This window comes from Litorisediminivivens sp. KMU-197 (assembly GCF_056858395.1).
On sequence record NZ_JBXEQG010000006.1, the window covers coordinates 107,046 to 123,973 of the forward strand.

Here is a 16,928-nt window from a genome sequence, read left to right on the forward strand (position 1 = left end):
GGCATAGTGGCGACAGCCCTGTCCAGGAGATGCCGATGCCGATACACGCCCTGACCATGCTGGCCGCCGGAATAGGCATCCCGGTGCTCGCCGCGCTGAACGCCGCGCTGGGCCAGCGCATGGGATCGCCCGCGGCAGCCGCTGCAATCCTGTTCTGCGTGGCGCTGGGCGCCACCTGCCTTGCGCTGCTGGTGACCGGACCCGGCGCCCTTGCCCGCGCGACCGGCGCGCCGAAGCATCTGTTTCTGGCCGGGCTGCTGGTGGCCTTCTACGTGCTGTCGATCACCTATGTCGCGCCGACCTTCGGGGTCGGCAATGCGGTGTTCTTCGTGCTGCTGGGGCAGTTGGTCAGCGCGGCGGCGATCGATCACTTCGGCCTGTTCACCGCGCAGATCGCGCCGCTTGGCCCGGTGCGTGCGCTGGGGATCGGGGTGATGGCGCTGGGGGTCTGGATCACGCAACAGGCGTGACGCGGGTTGGGTGACAACCGCCTGTCACCGGTCTGATTTACACCCATCGTTCCGCGGTCAATGCGCCATGAACACCGGCAGGTGCATCGCCTCCAGCATGTCGCGGGTGGCGCCGCCGAGAATCGCCTCGCGGAACCGCGAATGGCCGTAGGCCCCCATCACAAGAAGGTCCGCCGCGCTGTCGGTGGCATGGCGCAGCAACACGTCGGAGACCCGGGGCAGCGATTTCGGCAGCACCTCGACCTCGACCGTCACGCCATGCCGTGCCAGCATCTGCGACAGCCGGTGGCCGGGATCCGCCTGATCCAGCCCATGTCGCGGCGGGTCGATCACCACAACCGAGACCGCGCGGGCGGCTGTTAGCAGCGGCAGCGCCGCGCGCACCGTGCGCAATGCCTCGCCGCTTTCGTTCCAGCCGATCATGATCCGGCCCGGCGCCGGGTCGGCCTGCGCCCCCTCCGGCATCACCAGCACCGGTGCATGACCGTCGTAGAGCGCGCCTTCGATGATGGGTTCCAGCTCGGTCCCGCTGTCCTTGCCATAGGGTTTCGGCAGCACAACAAGATCGGAAAACCGGGCGTGCGCGGCCACGTGTCGGCCCAGATCGCCGATCGGCGCCAGTTTCGCCTCGCAACCCCAGGGTGTGGCACAGCCGTCCAGCCGGTCGCGCGTCAACTGTTCGAGCGCCTGCGCCTCTTCCGAGACCCGGGCAATCACATCCTGCACCACCATGGCATCGGCGCCGGCGAAGAAGTAGCCGGTCTGGCTGCGGTCGACACCAAGGCAGAGCACGTCAAGATGGGCCCGCCATGCGGTGGCGAGCTGCTCGGTCTGTGCCAGCGCCGAGCGGTCCAGCCGGCTGTCGGTAATGACGGTGAACAAGGTCTTGTAGGACATTGGACCCCTCCCTTCTGACTCGCGCGATTATAGCACAGAGGCAGGGCGGACGTCCTTGCGGCAGATCAAGGGCGCCCACAGGGGACGCCCTTGCAAGGGTCAGAGATAGCGCCGTCCATGGGGCACGACGCGCCGGCCCCAGCGGCCACCGCGCCACGGCCAGTGGCTTTCGGGGCAGCGCGCGTCGCCGCGGCGGGCGATTTCGTAATCCATGAGCAGCGGATCAATCGTCATGCGCGTCGCTCCAGCCCTTGCGGCGCCGGGTTTCCGCCGACCAGTAAAACGGGGGCCGTCCGTCAGCGCGCATGTCGCGCGGTGCGTCGTGGTCGTCCTGATAGGTGGCGCGCTTGAAGACATCTGCAAAAATTCCGAACATGTCGTCCTCCTGTTCCGGGGTGGGTATGTAGGTAATATGCGCTATTGACGGGGATGGAGCGACTCAGGAATACTGAGCATATGTAAGCTTAGGTTACGTATATGGATTGGACCGCCCTGCCCCCGCTGTCGGCGCTGCGCGCCTTTGCGGCCTATGCCGAGCGCGGTTCGGTGCAGGCGGCGGGCGCGGCGCTCAATGTCAGCCACGCGGCCATCAGCCAGCAGATCCGCAACCTGGAGAGCCACCTGGGTCTCAGCCTGCTCGACCGGTCGGGACGCGCCGCGACGCTGACCTTGCAGGGCCACCAGTTGGCCGAGGCGCTGGACGCGGGGTTCACCCGGATTGCCGAGACCGTGGCAGCGATGACCGGGGCGGATGCCGCGCGGCCGCTGCACGTTTCGACCACGCCCAGCTTTGCGGCCAACTGGCTGATGCCGCGGCTGCCGGATTTCCGCGCGACGCATCCCGGCATCGACCTGATGGTCGATCCGAACCCGGCGCTCACCGATCCGCGGCCGGGGCATATCGACGTGGCCATCCGTTACGGCGCTGGACACTGGCCCGGTCTGGAGGCGGAGCTGCTGGTGTGCTCGGGCATGGCGATCGTGGCCGCGCCCGAGTTGATCGGCGACCGGGAGATCCGCGCGCCGGGCGACCTGCGCCACCTGCCATGGTTGCAGGAACTGGGCACCTCGGAAAGTTCGGTCTGGCTGGAAGCGCATGGTGCGTCGGGGCCGGCGGAGGCGTCGATCCTGCATTTGCCCGGCAACCTGACGCTGGACGCGGCGCGCAGCGGCCAGGGGGTGGCCTTGACTGCCTCGCTCTGGGTCGCGGAGGATGTGCGCGCCGGGCGGCTGCGCATCCTGTTCGAGGATCAGCCCGACAAGGGCTACTGGATCGTCACCGGGCCGGGTGTGCCGCGGCCGCCGCTGCGGGCCTTCCTGAAATGGTTGCGGCGGCAGGCCGGGTGAGCGGCCATCGTCGGGTCGGCGGCGCCGTTGGCGGGTCTTCCGGGTGACGGGGGCAGGGCCCTGGGATGGCTCTGCCGGACATCCCACCCTGCCCCTGCGGCACAAGATATTGCGGGCGGCGCGCGGGGCCCATCCACCGATGGACCTTGCCCGGCAGCCCGTGTTATCGTCGCGCCGATGAGGCGGAGCAGGCCCGGCAGATGACGGCGTTGAAGCAGTACCAGCGGTTGGAGGCGAGCGGCCTCTGGCGGGCCGAGGCCGGCGCGCAGCGGCGCGACGTGGTGGTATCGCTGGGCGATGCCTCGCTGGTCTTGACCGACATGACCGACCGTCCGCTGACCCATTGGTCCCTGGCGGCCGTGGAGCGGGCCAACCCCGGCGAGCGCCCGGCGCGCTATCACCCCGATGGCGACCCCGGCGAAGAGCTTGAGCTGGGCGAGGACGCGTCGGACATGATCGAGGCCATCGAACGGTTGCGGCGCGAGATCGCGCGGCGGCGGCCCAAGGAAGGCCGGCTGCGCTGGGGTCTGGGTGCCGGCGCGATCGCCGCCTGTATCCTGGCCGCGGTCTACTGGCTGCCGGACGCGCTTCTGGCGCATACCATGCGGGTGGTGCCGACGGTCAAGCGAGACTCGATCGGGTTGACCGTGCTCGACGAGCTGTCGCGCATGACCGGGCCGCCCTGCCGCTCCGAAACCGCGGCGCCGGTGCTGCGCAAGCTGGGACGGCGGGTGCTGGGACAGGAGCGGGCCTCGGACCTGATCGTGCTGCGGCAGGCCAGCCGCGACAGCGCGCATCTGCCGGGCGGCTTCATCCTGCTCAATCGCGCGGTGATCGAGGACAACGAGGATCCCGACGTGGCCGCCGGCTATGTACTGGCCGAGACCCTGCGGGCGAAGCGCTCCGATCCGCTGGAGGGGCTGTTGCGGCAGGCCGGCATGTTCGCCACCGCGCGGCTGCTGACCACCGGGCAACTGCCCGAGGCGGCGCTTGAGGATTACGCGGTCGCGCTGATGGATGCCGCGCCCGAGGCCGTGCCGGCGGACCGCCTGCTTGACGCCTTTGCCGAGGCGCGGGTGAGTGCCGCGCCCTATGCCTATGCGCTGGATGTCACCGGGGAATCCACGCTGGCGCTGATCGAGGCGGACCCGATGCGCGGCGCATCAGTGCAACCGGTGATGAGCGACAACGACTGGCTGCGGCTGCAGACGATCTGCGGCGAGTGACCCCGGTCGCGGCTGCCTGCGACGCCGTCCCGGACCTGATCCGGGACCTCCTTACAAACGCCTGACGTGAGGTCCCGGATCAGGTCCGGGACTGCGGAGCGTGAATCGGCAGGCGGCTCAGTTCCGCAGCGAAGCAGAGCGGTAGCCGATGCGGTGCCGCACCGTGTTGAGCGCCGCGCTCAGCCGGTCCTGCCGCTGGAACGGGCCGGCCAGCACCATGTAGTAGTGCGTGCCGCGGTTGGTGTATTCGTTGACCGACACCGGCATCCCCGCGGCTTGCAGACGGCGGATCGCGCCTTCGGCCTTTCCGCGACTGCTGAAGCTGCCGATGTTGATGAACCGGTGGCTGGCGGCCTGCACCGGGGCCGCGCGACGCACGGTCTTGGGCGCTTCGCTAAGCGACGAGACCATCGCTGCCCGCTGCTGCTTCATCGACCGGTAGGGATAGCGCAGCTCGGGGAAATAGCGGCTGACCTCTTCGCCGGTGTACTTGTCGATCAGCCGGCGCGGCACCGTGTTGGTCCAGGTCAGCAGCATCTTGCGCCGCCCGTCCAGCGTCTGGTGCGCGCGGGTGGTGGAATGGCGGCCGTCCTTGAATGCGCGTTCGTACCCCTTGGGCATGGGCACCTTGACCGAGGCGCCGCGTTCATATGCGGCCTTGGGCGCGATCACGGTCTTGCCGGTGACGTGATCCCGGCCGCTCTTGCCGGAGTAGACGCGCACGCCGTCGGGCATGGTGTGGATGACGCGGCGGTTCTTGTCGACGATGACGACGGGGCCGTCGATCTCGACCGGGCGGGTCCTGCGTGTGACGGTGCGGCGGGCCGGCGCCTCGACACGGGGGGCGGGCGCACGGCGGGCCGTCCGGGCCGGGGCCTTGCGCCGGGGCTTCGTGGCGGCAGCGGGCTGGCGTGTCGCCTGACGCACCACCGGCTTCGGCGCGGGGGCCGGTGCGGCGACCACCGGAGCCTCCGGCGTGGTGATCACGGGCGCCGGGGCGGGCGCGGTTTCAGCCGCCTGGGTGGTGCCCGATGCCTGCCCGCAGATCACCCGGCGGTTGCGGTCGACCCTTGGCACCCAGGTCACGTTGCCGTCGATCCCGGCGCGGATGTAGATGCAGCCGCGGCTGTCGACATACTGCCGCCCCTCGTAGGATTGCGGCGGCAGTTCCGCCGGCTGCGCGAGATCGTCCTGAATTTGCGCGACGCCCGCCGCGCCCATGAACGACAGCGACACCGCGGCAAGCAAGGTCGCGTAAATATTCAATTTTATCATCACCGGTCCCCACAGGTTCAACCTCAGCATGACAAATGGAAACCCGTTAGTAAAGTGTTGTCGGGCCTATTTAGTGCCAAACATCCGGTCACCCGCATCACCTAGCCCCGGCACGATGTAACCGTTCTCGTTCAGGTGGCTGTCGAGCGACGCCGTGACGATCGGCACGTCGGGATGGGCCTCTTTCATGCGGGCCACACCTTCGGGCGAGGCGAGCAGGCAGAGGAAGCGGATATCGGTGGCGCCGGCCTGTTTCAGCAGGTCGATGGCCGCGACCGAGGAATTGCCGGTGGCCAGCATCGGATCGACCGCGATCACCAGCCGGTCAGCCAGCCCGTCGGGCACCTTGAAGTAGTATTGCACCGGCTCCAGCGTTTCCTCGTCACGGTAGAGGCCGACGAAACCGACGCGGGCCGAGGGGATCAGTTCGAGCACCCCGTCAAGCAGCCCGTTGCCCGCCCGCAGGATCGAGATCAGCGCCAGTTTCTTGCCATCGAGCACCGGCGCGTCCATTGGCTCCATCGGGGTTTCGATGCGCTGGGTGGTCATCGGCAGATCGCGGGTGATCTCGTAAGCAAGAAGCTGGCTGATTTCGCGCAACAGGCGGCGGAAGCCAGCGGTCGAGGTGTCCTTGTCGCGCATCCAGCTGAGCTTGTGCTGCACCAAGGGGTGATCGACGACGGTGAGGTGATCGGTCATGTGTTTTCCAGCTTTTTCAGGATGTTGGCGCGGGTCTCTTCATTGCAGAAGGCGGCCTCGGCGGCGGTCTTGTTGATTTCGCGGAAGTCGTCTTCGTTCCATTCGAAGACGCGGGCGAGGTTGTCGTATTCCTGCGTCATGGTGGTGTGGAAGAACGGCGGATCGTCGGTCGAGACGGTTACGGGAACGCCCCTTTCGCGCAGTTTTTCAATAGGATGCGCGGCGAGGTTCGGGTAGACGCCGAGGCGCACGTTCGAACCGGGGCAAACCTCGAGCGTGACGCCCTGCTCGGCCAGTTCCTCGCAGAGGGCCGGATCCTCGATGGCGCGGACGCCGTGGCCGATGCGTTCGACCCGCAGATCGCGGACGGATGCGCGCACTTCTTCGGGGCCGCGCCATTCGCCAGCATGGGTGGTCAGCCGCAGCCCGGCCTCGCGCGCCATATCGAAGGCATAGGCAAGGTCCTTGGGATCGCCCGCGTTTTCATCGCCGCCCATGCCGAAGCCGCAGAGCCAGTCGTCGGCGGTTTCGGCGGCGCAACGGGCGGTCTGTTTCGCCTGCTCGGGGCCGAAGTGGCGGACGCAGGTGACCACGCCGCGCAGATGAATCCCGAAATCGCGTTCGGCCTGATCGGCGGCGTCGCGGATGGCGTGAAGGTAATCCTTCCAGGCTTCCAGATCACCGCCGCCGCAGAAATCGGGACTGAGGAAGGCTTCGGAGTAGATCACGCCGTGGCTGGCGCTTTCCTCCAGCACCGCGAGGGTCAAGCGGCGGAAGTCCTCGGGCGTCAGGAGGACCTGCGTTGCGGCTTCGTAGACCTTGAGAAAGTGCAGGAAATCCTTGTAGGCGTAGTGGCCGCGCTCGTCGAATATCCCCGAGATATCCACAGACTTCTCCTTGGCCAGCCCGGCGATGAAGCCCGGCGGCGCAGCGCCTTCGATATGCAGGTGCAGCTCGACCTTGGGGAATGTTCGAAAAGTCACAGGAAACTCCGCAGATTTGAGGGGTAATCGACGCCCAGATGTTCGGATATGGAAGCCGCGACAGAGGTGAAATCGGTGATACCGATCTCTCCGGCCGACGGTCCGGCGCAGAGCACAGGCACCCGTTCGCGGGTGTGATCCGTGCCATGCCAGGTGGGGTCGTTGCCATGATCGGCGGTGAGGATCAACAGGTCATCGTCGCGCAGTTTCGGCAGGATGCGGCCCAGTTGCACGTCGAACCATTCCAGCGCGCGGGCATAGCCGGAAACGTCGCGGCGGTGGCCCCAGAGGCTGTCGAACTCGACGAAATTGGCGAAGACCAGCGCGCCGTCGGGGGCGGTCTCCACCTGTTTTTCAAGGTGGATCGCCAGTTCCTCGTCGGTGCCCTTGAGGTTCTTATCGATGCCTTCCATCGAGAAGATGTCGCCGATCTTGCCCACCGCGATCACAGGATGACCCGCGTCCTGCACCCAGTTGGTCAGCACCTTGCCGGGAGGTGTCAGGGCGTAGTCGCGGCGGTTCTTGGTGCGGTTGAAATTGCCCGGCTCGCCCCGGAAGGGCCGCGCGATGACGCGGCCGACGCGCATTTCGTGCAGGTGCGGGGCGAGGTCTTCGCAGAGCTTCAGCAGGCGATCGAGGCCGAAGTGATCCTCGTGCGCGGCGATCTGGAAGACGCTGTCGACCGAGGTGTAGCAGATCGGCCAGCCGGTGCGGATGTGCTCTTGGCCGAGGTCCTTGAGGATCTCGGTGCCTGACGCGTGGCAATTGCCAAGGATGCCATCGGTGCCGGAAAGTTGGGCGGTCAAGTCGCTGAGATGCTTGGGGAATGCGGGGATTTCCTTGGGAAAGACGGTCCAGTCCCACGGCACCGGCAGGCCGGCAAGTTCCCAGTGGCCGGAGGGCGTGTCCTTGCCGCGCGACTCTTCGGTGGCGGCACCCCAGAGCGCCTGCGGCTCGGCATCGAGGCCGGGGGTATCGTCGCCGGAGGCGAGGCGGCAAGCGGCGCCGAGGCCGAGACGGTCGAGGTGCGGCACCAGCAGCGGGCCGGTTCGGCCGTCCTCGGCCTGACCGGCGGCACAGGCCTGCGCGATATGAGCGACGGTGTTGGCGCCGGTGTCGGGGATGTCGCCATTGAAGTACTGATCGGCATCCGGGGCGCCGCCAATTCCGACGGAGTCCATCACCACGAGGAAGGCGCGCGTCATGACAGGATCCTTTCAAGCACAAGGTCGGGTTGCGCGGGCGCGGTGGTGCCCAGCGTGATGGCAGCGCGGGTGGCGCGGGTGGCGGCGTCGGCCTGAGATTCGCGGGCGGCATGAACGCGGGCAAGCGGCTGGCCCCGGCTGACCCTGTCGCCGATGCGGACCACGTCGGACAGGCCGACGGCGGGATCGACGAGGTCTGTCTCCACCAGACGCCCGCCGCCGAGGTTGACCACGGCAAGGCCCAGCGCTTCGCCGTCGATGGCGGTGACGACGGCATCTTCGGTGGCGGTCACCTCCTGGATCACGGGGGCTTCGGGCAGGAAACGCTGCCAGTCTTCGGTGAAATGCACCGGGCCGCCCATGGCGCGGATCATGTGGCCGAAGCGCTCGGCGGCTTGACCCGAGGCGATGGCGTCGCCGATGGATTTCTCGCCTGCCTCGACGGTGTCCGCAAGGCCCCCAGACGCCAGAAGCACGCCGCCCAGCGCGCAGGTGATGCGGTAGAGGCGGCCGCGGACGGCGCCGGTGAGCACCTCCATTGCGGCGTCGACTTCGAGCGCGTTGCCCAGCGCGGGGGCCAAGGGCTGCGACATGTCGGTGATCAGCGCTCGCGTCGGGCAGCCGGCGGCGTTGGCGGTGGAGACGAGCGCTTGCGCGAGGGCTGCGGCATCCTCCATCCGTTTCATGAAGGCGCCGGAGCCGAGTTTGACGTCGAGCACCAACCCTTCGAGCCCGGCGGCGAGCTTCTTGGACAGGATCGAGGCGGTGATGAGGTCGAGGCTTTCGACCGTCGCAGTGACGTCGCGGATCGCGTAGAGGCGCTTGTCGGCGGGGGCGATGTCGGCGGTGGCCGAGACGATGGCGCAGCCGGATTCGGCAACCACGCGGCGGAAATGGGATTCCTCAAGCGTGGTGGAGACGCCTGGGATGCTTTCGAGTTTGTCGAGCGTGCCGCCGGTGTGGCCGAGGCCCCTGCCCGAGATCATCGGCACGAAGGCGCCGCAGGCGGCCAGCGCCGGTGCAAGCACCAGCGAGACACAGTCGCCGACGCCGCCGGTGGAATGCTTGTCGAGTACCGGACCGGGCAGGTCCCAGCGCAGGATGTCGCCGCTGTCGCGCATCGCGCGGGTCAGCGCGACGCGGCCGGGTTCGTCAAGGCCCCGCAGACAGACGCCCATGGCAAAGGCCCCGGCCTGCGCGTCGCTGACGCGGCCGTCGGCAAGGCCGCGGGCGAACCACGCGAGTTCGTCGGACGAGGGCGCATCGCCCCGGCGCAGAGCGGCGATGATGGCGCGGGCGTCGCTCATGCCTTGTCGAGGTCCATCTGGGCGGCGTCGAAGGCGCCGGGCAGCAATTCGGCCAACGTCAGGGTGACGGTTTCGCCATTGAGCGAGGCCATGGTGACGGGCACGTCGGGAGTGGCGGCAAATTCCGCCAGCTTCTGACGGCAACCGCCGCAGGGGGTCACCGGGGTGGGACTGTCGGCGATGACATAGGCGGCGGTGAAACGGGTCTGCCCCGCGGCAACCATGGCGGCGATGGCACCCGCCTCGGCGCAGGTGCCTTCGGGATAGGCCACGTTTTCGACATTGCAGCCGGCGAAGAGGGTGCCATCCTCGGATTGCAGCGCGGCGCCGACCTTGAAGCCGGAATAGGGGGCATAGGCGTTTTCGCGCACGGCGCGGGCGGTGTCGGCCAGTGACATCAGTAAGACCTCGTTAAACTCGTTGCGGCAATGATCAGGCCCGTGGCGGCGCGATGCAAGCATGACGTAGCCCGTGCTGCGGCGGGATCAGGAATTTTCCTGCGAATCCCGGTGTTAGCGCTATGCTGGATTTACAGGCTGAGCCTGAAACTGTTATCGGCGAGGCGGGGCTACAGGCGGCCCAGGAATTAGTTTAGTGCTAAACTAAATTTTGGAAGGGACGGACATGACCGACAGCAAAGCCCAGGAAACCTTGCGCGAGGCGGCCCTGCTCTACCACGAGTTCCCCAAGCCGGGGAAGCTGGAGGTCCGTGCCACCAAGCCGCTGGCCAACGGGCGCGACCTTGCACGGGCCTATTCGCCGGGCGTGGCCGAGGCCTGCATGGAGATCAAGGCAGAGCCCAGCGACGCGGCCCGCTACACCGCGCGCGGCAACCTGGTGGCGGTGGTGTCGAACGGCACCGCGGTGCTGGGGCTGGGCAATATCGGGGCGCTGGCGTCGAAACCGGTGATGGAAGGCAAGGCTGTCCTGTTCAAGAAGTTCGCCGGCATCGACTGCTTCGATATCGAGGTCAACGAGAGCGATCCCGAGAAGCTGGCGGACATCGTCTGCGCGCTGGAACCGACCTTCGGGGCGATCAACCTGGAAGACATCAAGGCGCCGGACTGCTTCATCGTAGAAGAGATCTGCCGCCAGCGGATGAACATCCCGGTGTTCCACGACGACCAGCACGGGACGGCGATCGTCGTGGGGGCAGCGGCCACCAACGCCCTGCGGGTGGCCGGCAAGCGGTTCGAGGACATCAAGATCGTCTCGACCGGGGGCGGCGCGGCGGGGATTGCCTGTCTCAACATGCTGCTGAAGCTGGGTGTGCGGCGCGAGAACGTCTGGCTTTGCGATATCAAGGGCGTGGTCTACGAGGGGCGGACCGACGAGATGACGCCTCAGAAAGCGGAGTATGCGCAGGCCACCGACAAGCGGACGCTGGACGAGGTGATCGAGGGCGCGGACATGTTTCTGGGGCTTTCCGGGCCAGGTGTGCTGAAGCCCGAGATGGTGGCCAAGATGTGCGACGCGCCGATCATCTTTGCGCTGGCCAACCCGACGCCCGAGATCATGCCGGACGCCGCCCGCGCGGTGAAGCCGGATGCGATCATTGCCACGGGCCGCAGCGATTTTCCCAACCAGGTCAATAACGTGCTGTGTTTCCCCTTCATCTTCCGGGGGGCGCTGGATGTCGGCGCGACCGAGATCAACGACGAGATGAAGATCGCCTGCATCGAGGGCATCGCGGCGCTGGCGCGCGAAACGACAAGTGCGGAGGCGGCGGCGGCCTATCAGGGCGAGCATCTGACCTTCGGGGCCGAGTACCTGATTCCGAAGCCGTTCGATCCACGGCTGTCGGCGGTGGTGTCCTCGGCCGTGGCGAAGGCGGCGATGGAGACCGGCGTCGCGACGCGGCCGCTGGCGGACATGGAGGCCTACAAGCACAAGCTCAACGCCTCGGTGTTCAAATCGGCGCTGCTGATGCGCCCGGTGTTCGCGGCCGCACGCAGCGCATCGCGGCGGATCGTCTATGCCGAGGGCGAGGATGAGCGGGTGCTGCGCGCGGCGCAGGCCATACTGGAGGAAACCACCGAGAAGCCGATCCTGATCGGGCGGCCCGAGGTGATCGCGTCGCGGTGTGAGCGTGCGGGCCTGAAGATCCGTCCGGAGCGCGATTTCGAGATCGTGAACCCCGAAAGCGATGCGCGGTATCGCGATTATTGGGGCACCTATCACGAGCTGATGGCGCGGCGCGGGGTAACGCCCGACGTGGCGCGGGCGGTCATGCGGACCAACAACACGGCGATTGCCGCGGTCATGGTGCACCGGGGCGAGGCCGACAGCATGATCTGCGGCACCATGGGCGAATTCCGCTGGCATCTGAACTACGTGACGCAGGTGCTGGGCAGCGACGAATATCGCCCGCATGGCGCGCTGAGCATGATGATCCTCGAAGACGGGCCGCTGTTTCTGGCCGACACGCATGTCTGGTCCCTGCCCTCTCCGGCCGAGCTGGCCGAGGTGGCGGTGGGCGCGGCGCGTCATGCGCGGCGCTTCGGGGTAGAGCCGCGCATCGCCTTCTGCTCGCAGTCGCAGTTCGGCAACCAGGCGGAAGGTTCGGGCAAGCGCCTGCGCGAGGCGCTGGGATTGCTGGACGGAATGCAGACCGATTTCCAGTACGAGGGCGAGATGAACGTGGATGCGGCGCTCGACCCGGAGCTGCGCGAGCGGCTGCTGCCCGGCGGGCGGCTGGAGGGTGCGGCGAACGTGCTGATCTTTGGCCATGCGGATGCGGCCAGCGCGGTGCGCAACATCCTGAAGACCAAGGCCGACGGGCTGGAGGTGGGGCCGATCCTGATGGGCATGGGCAACCGTGCGCACGTGGTGACGCCCGGGATCACGCCGCGCGGGTTGCTGAACATGGCGGCGATTGCGGGAACCCCGGTGGCGCATTACGGCTGATCTAGGGACACCATACCGCGCGTGGCGGTATGGTGCCTTTGCGGACCGCGGGACATGGCGGTCCCTGAAATGAACCTGTAGGACGTCCGGTCCTTGGGCCGGCAGCCTGCGGGCCTAGGTGATTGAAACCGCATCCATCAATGAGTTTCTAGAAATCTCGTCGCACGCGGTGCGTGCTGTGGCCTCATGTGCCGCGCCGGATGACCCCGGCGCGGCCACGTCCCCTTGCGGCCTTATTTGGGGGTGGGTTTGGAACCCGGCTTGGCGGGTTTCTGCTTCTTGTCGCCCATGGCAACGTCACTCTTGTCTGACGGACCGGCACCATGCCGGCCCGTAGCCCGAATTAACCACGGATTCGCCGGCGTATCGCGCGGGGAAGCGACGTGGGGAAGGTCGTATTTCCCCCGCCGTGTCCGGAAAGTGATTCTCCGTCTTGCGCCGACGAGTTTGCAAATCGACGCGCCCTTCGCCCCCGCCGGGAAAATTTCGCGGGCTTTGCAAAGCTTCGCAAGCCAATGGGCGCAGATCTGCAAATTTTTCGCGGTATTCTGCCGCTGCTAGCGCCAACCGGCTTGCCCGCGGCGCAGGCGCTTGCATAACTCCGCCCGACCGCCGGAGGAGGAACACCATGGCATACAAGGACGTCTATGAGGGCTGGAAGGCCGATCCCGAAGGATTCTGGATGGAGGCCGCCAAGGCCATCGACTGGGACCGGGCCCCGAGCAAGGCCCTCACCGACAAGGGCAACGACCTCTATGAATGGTACGCCGACGGCATGGTCAACGCCTGCTGGAACGCGGTCGACCGGCATGTGAAGAACGGTCGCGGCGATCAGGTGGCGATCATCCACGACAGCCCGATCACCGACAGCCAGCAGAAGATCACCTTTGCCGAGTTGCAGGAGCGCGTGGCGAAACTGGCCGGTGCGTTGCGCGCCAAGGGCATCGAAAAGGGCGACCGGGTCATCATCTACATGCCGATGGTTCCCGAAGCGCTTGAGGCGATGCTGGCCTGCGCGCGGCTGGGGGCGGTGCATTCGGTGGTGTTCGGCGGATTCGCCGCCAACGAGCTGGCGGTCCGGATCGACGACGCCACGCCGAAGGCGATCATGGCCGCCTCATGCGGGTTGGAACCGGGACGGGTGGTGAAATACAAGCCGCTGATCGACGGCGCCATCGAGATGGCCAAGCACAAGCCGGAGTTCACGCTGATCCTGCAACGTCCGCAGGCGGAGGCGGACTTGCAGGACGGTCGGGATTTCGACTGGCATGACGCGCAGGACGGCGTGGAGCCCGCCGACTGCGTGCCGGTGGAGGGCAACCATCCGGCCTATGTGCTGTACACCTCGGGCACCACGGGCGCGCCGAAGGGTGTCGTGCGCCACACCGGCGGTCATCTGGTGGCGCTGAACTGGACCATGAAGAACATCTACAACGTCGATCCCGGCGACGTGTTCTGGGCGGCCTCGGATGTGGGCTGGGTCGTGGGGCACAGCTACATCTGCTACGGGCCGCTGGTGCATGGCAACACCACGGTGGTGTTCGAGGGCAAGCCGGTGGGCACGCCCGACGCGGGCACCTTCTGGCGGGTGATCTCGGAACATGGGATCAAGAGCTTCTTCACCGCGCCAACGGCATTTCGGGCGGTGAAGCGCGAGGATCCGAAGGGTGAGTTCATCCGGAAGTACGACCTGTCGTGCCTGAAGACGGTCTATCTGGCGGGCGAGCGGGCCGATCCGGACACGGTGATCTGGGCGCAAGACCAGTTGAAGGTGCCGGTGATCGACCATTGGTGGCAGACCGAGACCGGCTATGCCATGGTCGCCAACCCGATGGGGATCGAGCCGCTGCCGGTCAAGATCGGGTCGCCCTCGGTGGTGATGCCGGGCTATGACGTGCGCATCCTTGACGAGGGCGGGCGCGAGATGCCGCGCGGCGAGCTGGGGGCGATCGCGGTCAAGCTGCCGCTGCCGCCGGGCACCCTGCCGACGCTGTGGAATGCCGAGGAAAGGTTCCGGAAGAGCTATCTGACCACCTTCCCGGGGTTCTACGAGACCGGCGACGCCGGGATGATCGACGAGGACGGCTATCTTTACATCATGGCGCGCACCGATGACGTGATCAACGTGGCGGGCCACAGGCTGTCGACCGGCGGAATGGAAGAGGTGCTGGCCTCGCACCCGGATGTCGCGGAATGCGCGGTGATCGGGGTGACGGACCAGTTGAAGGGACAAGTGCCGGTGGGCTTCGTCTGCCTCAACAAGGGCTGCAACCGTCCGCACGAGGAGATCGTGAGCGAAGTGGTCAAGCTGGTGCGCGAAAAGATCGGGCCGGTGGCGGCGTTCAAGCTGGCGCTGGTGGTGGATCGGCTGCCGAAGACGCGCTCGGGGAAAATCCTACGGGCGACGATGGTCAAGATCGCCGACGACGAGGCTTTCAAGATGCCGGCGACGATCGACGATCCGGCAATCCTCGACGAGATCCGCGAGGCGTTGAAGACCATCGGATACGCCGGCGCGAAGGCCGCCTGACCGGCCCGCTCCGCGGTTTCTTTCTGTACGGAAAGAGGCCGCGGAGGCGCGGGGCGTCTGGGCCAGGGCCGGCTGGGGGAAGGGAAGTCGCGGTGGCAGGTGTCACTCACTCACCCACCACCGCGTAATTTTCCGTCGGGCGTAAATTGCCCATCAAGAAAGGGTGCGCACCCGCCTTATCCGGGAAGAGAAAGGGTTCGTATACAATGCTTAAGACACCGAAGCCGAACAGGCGCAAAAACTAGGATTACCGATATCCACACAGGGTTCTGTGATCCGGATCACACTTCCGGGTTTAAACCTCTTATTAATCATTTTGTGGGCGGGCCAATAAACTTAAATTGCGAGAGAGGCTTATATATTCTACACAATACTCGTTTTTAGGACTGATTGATAATGCAAATACCGTTCCGTGACCTGACGAAGCAGGATTGCCTGATTCTTTCGGCGGTATCGCCGGCCGAGCGCGCCACTCTTCTGGCCATGTCGAAACCCTGCCATTTTCCGGCGGGCAAACAGATATTCTCCAAGGGCAGTCACGGCGAAACCCTGATGCTTATCGAAACCGGGCGGGTCGAGATCAGCCTGACCTCGGCGGCAGGAAACCGGTCCATCGTGGCGCATCTGGGGCCGGGCGATTCGGTGGGCGAAATGGCGGTGCTGCTGAATTCGGTGCGCACCGCGGACGCGCTGGCGACGCTGGATGTGACCGGGCGGATGCTGCACCGCAGCCAGTTGATGGCCTTTCTGACCGATCATCCGCACACCGCGCTGGGGCTGATCGCTGATCTTTGCCGCAAGTTACAGGCCACGACCGAGGCCCTCGCCGATCTGTCGATGGCCAATGGCGGCACCCGTCTGGCCAAGGTTCTGGTCGGACTGTTCGGACGCTGGGGGGTGCCCGACGGCGCGCAATTGCGGTTGTCGCCCACGGTGTCGCAATCCGATCTGGGGGACATGGCCGGGCTGACGCGGGAAACCGTCAATCGGCAGATCCGGACCTGGGAAAAGTCGGGGATCCTGCGCCGCGAGGGGCGCGATATGGTCCTGATCGAGCCCGAGATGCTGGCCGAGCGGGCGCAGTGATTTTATGCGACTGCGAAACTGCGCCGAGGGACTTTCTGCATCGCCACTGACGAATAGTTTCGGGTTTATTGCGCGTCCCAATGCTGCAACGGCGAAAGGTCTGGGTATGGTCAGACGAATTGTTCGCGGATCAGCCGTTCCTCCAACCCGTGGCCGGGATCGAATAGGATACGGTGCGCAATTGACGGCTCCGACCTGATGTCGACGGTGACCACGTCCTGAACCGCGCGAGCGTCCGCCTCGGCCATCACCGGGCGCTTGCCGGGATCGAGCACCTCGAAGCGGACCTCGGCGGTCTTGGGCAGAAGCGCGCCGCGCCAGCGCCGGGGGCGGAAGGCGGCCATCGCGGTCAGAGCAAGCACGTCGGACCCAATGGGCAGGATCGGCCCGTGCGCCGAGAAGTTGTAGGCGGTCGAACCGGCGGGGGTGGCCAGCAGCGCACCGTCACAGACCAGTTCGGGCATCCGCACCCGGCCATCGACGGAAATGCGCAACCGGGCCGCCTGGGGCCCTGCCCTGAGCAGCGAGACCTCGTTGATAGCCAGTGCCTCGTGCACCGACCCGTCGGTCGACACGGCGTGCATCGACAGCGGGTTGATGACCTCTTCGACGGCCTGGGTCAGCCGTTCCATGAGCCCCTGTTCGCTGTAGGCGTTCATCAGGAACCCGACGGTGCCGCGGTTCATGCCATAGACCGGAGCCGGGTTGTCCTGTGTTCGGTGCAGCGTGGACAGCATGAAACCGTCGCCGCCCAGCGCCACGATGACATCGGCGCCGCGTTCGGCATGATCGCCGAAGCGCGAGGTCAGCGAGGCCATCGCCGCCTGGGCGATCGGCGCGTTCGAGGCGCAGAAGGCAATTCTCAGCGTCATGTCAGCATCATGGCGGGGGTTTCCTTGGCGTGCCGTCAGGTTTCCGAAACAAGCACATGTTTACCGACAAGGCCAGCAATGCCGGTCGCCAATCGTCTGTTGTCGCTTTCGCGGCTTCCCCGAG

The 16,928-nt window shown here is 66.5% G+C and carries 16 protein-coding genes; 6 read left to right on the forward strand and 10 right to left on the reverse strand.

The annotated features are described in order from the left end of the window. The first annotated feature begins 35 nt into the window (after window positions 1-35). Window positions 36-470 (forward strand): DMT family transporter, encoded by a 435-nt coding sequence (locus AC04PT_RS14185; protein WP_482874370.1) that lies wholly within the window; start codon window positions 36-38, stop codon window positions 468-470. A gap of 57 nt (window positions 471-527) precedes the next feature. Here AC04PT_RS14185 and AC04PT_RS14190 read toward each other — a convergent pair whose 3' ends face one another. From AC04PT_RS14190 to AC04PT_RS14200, 3 genes are all read right to left on the reverse strand, one after another. Continuing rightward, window positions 528-1,367, reverse strand: a complete 840-nt coding sequence (locus tag AC04PT_RS14190; protein ID WP_482874371.1) for a universal stress protein — start codon at window positions 1,365-1,367, stop codon at window positions 528-530. Between the two features lie 99 nt (window positions 1,368-1,466). Next, entirely contained in the window at window positions 1,467-1,601 is a 135-nt protein-coding gene (locus AC04PT_RS14195) for a hypothetical protein (RefSeq protein WP_482874372.1), read from the reverse strand. Then, window positions 1,591-1,743 carry a hypothetical protein gene (locus tag AC04PT_RS14200; protein WP_482874373.1) on the reverse strand — a complete coding sequence of 51 codons (153 nt, stop codon included), beginning with the start codon at window positions 1,741-1,743 and terminating at the stop codon, window positions 1,591-1,593. Before AC04PT_RS14200 ends, AC04PT_RS14195 begins: the two co-directional genes overlap by 11 nt. 101 nt (window positions 1,744-1,844) lie before the next feature. On the opposite strand from AC04PT_RS14200, the gene AC04PT_RS14205 reads away from it, so the two are divergent. Both AC04PT_RS14205 and AC04PT_RS14210 read left to right on the forward strand, forming a co-directional pair. Further along, entirely contained in the window at window positions 1,845-2,714 is an 870-nt protein-coding gene (locus tag AC04PT_RS14205) for a LysR family transcriptional regulator (protein WP_482874374.1), read from the forward strand. Between the two features lie 200 nt (window positions 2,715-2,914). Further along, complete coding sequence (locus tag AC04PT_RS14210) at window positions 2,915-3,940, forward strand: hypothetical protein (RefSeq protein WP_482874375.1); 1,026 nt, start codon at window positions 2,915-2,917, stop codon at window positions 3,938-3,940. A 117-nt stretch (window positions 3,941-4,057) separates the two neighbouring features. Here the strand turns inward: AC04PT_RS14210 and AC04PT_RS14215 are convergent, their stop codons facing one another. From AC04PT_RS14215 to cdd, 6 genes are all read right to left on the reverse strand, one after another. Next, on the reverse strand, window positions 4,058-5,215 hold the full coding sequence (locus AC04PT_RS14215; RefSeq protein ID WP_482874376.1) for an SPOR domain-containing protein: 1,158 nt from the start codon (window positions 5,213-5,215) through the stop codon (window positions 4,058-4,060). 66 nt (window positions 5,216-5,281) lie between these two features. After that, window positions 5,282-5,914, reverse strand: coding sequence for a uracil phosphoribosyltransferase (upp, locus tag AC04PT_RS14220; RefSeq protein ID WP_482874377.1), 633 nt, complete (start codon window positions 5,912-5,914; stop codon window positions 5,282-5,284). Further along, window positions 5,911-6,897 (reverse strand): adenosine deaminase, encoded by a 987-nt coding sequence (locus AC04PT_RS14225; RefSeq protein ID WP_482874378.1) that lies wholly within the window; start codon window positions 6,895-6,897, stop codon window positions 5,911-5,913. Before AC04PT_RS14225 ends, upp begins: the two co-directional genes overlap by 4 nt. Beyond that, window positions 6,894-8,102, reverse strand: coding sequence for a phosphopentomutase (locus AC04PT_RS14230; RefSeq protein ID WP_482874379.1), 1,209 nt, complete (start codon window positions 8,100-8,102; stop codon window positions 6,894-6,896). The genes AC04PT_RS14225 and AC04PT_RS14230 overlap by 4 nt, the downstream gene beginning before the upstream one ends. After that, window positions 8,099-9,409: a thymidine phosphorylase gene (locus AC04PT_RS14235; protein WP_482874380.1), complete on the reverse strand. Its 1,311-nt coding sequence runs from the start codon at window positions 9,407-9,409 to the stop codon at window positions 8,099-8,101. Before AC04PT_RS14235 ends, AC04PT_RS14230 begins: the two co-directional genes overlap by 4 nt. Further along, window positions 9,406-9,807, reverse strand: coding sequence for a cytidine deaminase (gene cdd / locus AC04PT_RS14240; protein ID WP_482874381.1), 402 nt, complete (start codon window positions 9,805-9,807; stop codon window positions 9,406-9,408). The genes AC04PT_RS14235 and cdd overlap by 4 nt, the downstream gene beginning before the upstream one ends. Before the next feature lie 226 nt (window positions 9,808-10,033). Here cdd and AC04PT_RS14245 point away from each other — a divergent pair, with 226 nt between their 5' ends. The 3 genes from AC04PT_RS14245 to AC04PT_RS14255 all read left to right on the forward strand — a co-directional run bounded on the left by AC04PT_RS14245 (window position 10,034) and on the right by AC04PT_RS14255 (window position 15,932). After that, the gene (locus tag AC04PT_RS14245) at window positions 10,034-12,316 is read left to right on the forward strand and encodes an NADP-dependent malic enzyme (RefSeq protein ID WP_482874382.1); all 2,283 of its coding nucleotides are present in this window, start codon (window positions 10,034-10,036) and stop codon (window positions 12,314-12,316) included. Between the two features lie 628 nt (window positions 12,317-12,944). Then, window positions 12,945-14,846: a propionate-CoA ligase PrpE gene (gene prpE / locus AC04PT_RS14250; protein ID WP_482874383.1), complete on the forward strand. Its 1,902-nt coding sequence runs from the start codon at window positions 12,945-12,947 to the stop codon at window positions 14,844-14,846. A gap of 396 nt (window positions 14,847-15,242) precedes the next feature. Next, window positions 15,243-15,932: a Crp/Fnr family transcriptional regulator gene (locus AC04PT_RS14255; RefSeq protein WP_482874384.1), complete on the forward strand. Its 690-nt coding sequence runs from the start codon at window positions 15,243-15,245 to the stop codon at window positions 15,930-15,932. A 110-nt stretch (window positions 15,933-16,042) separates the two neighbouring features. Here AC04PT_RS14255 and AC04PT_RS14260 read toward each other — a convergent pair whose 3' ends face one another. Then, window positions 16,043-16,804 carry an NAD kinase gene (locus tag AC04PT_RS14260; protein WP_482874385.1) on the reverse strand — a complete coding sequence of 254 codons (762 nt, stop codon included), beginning with the start codon at window positions 16,802-16,804 and terminating at the stop codon, window positions 16,043-16,045. Window positions 16,805-16,928 lie beyond the last annotated feature (124 nt).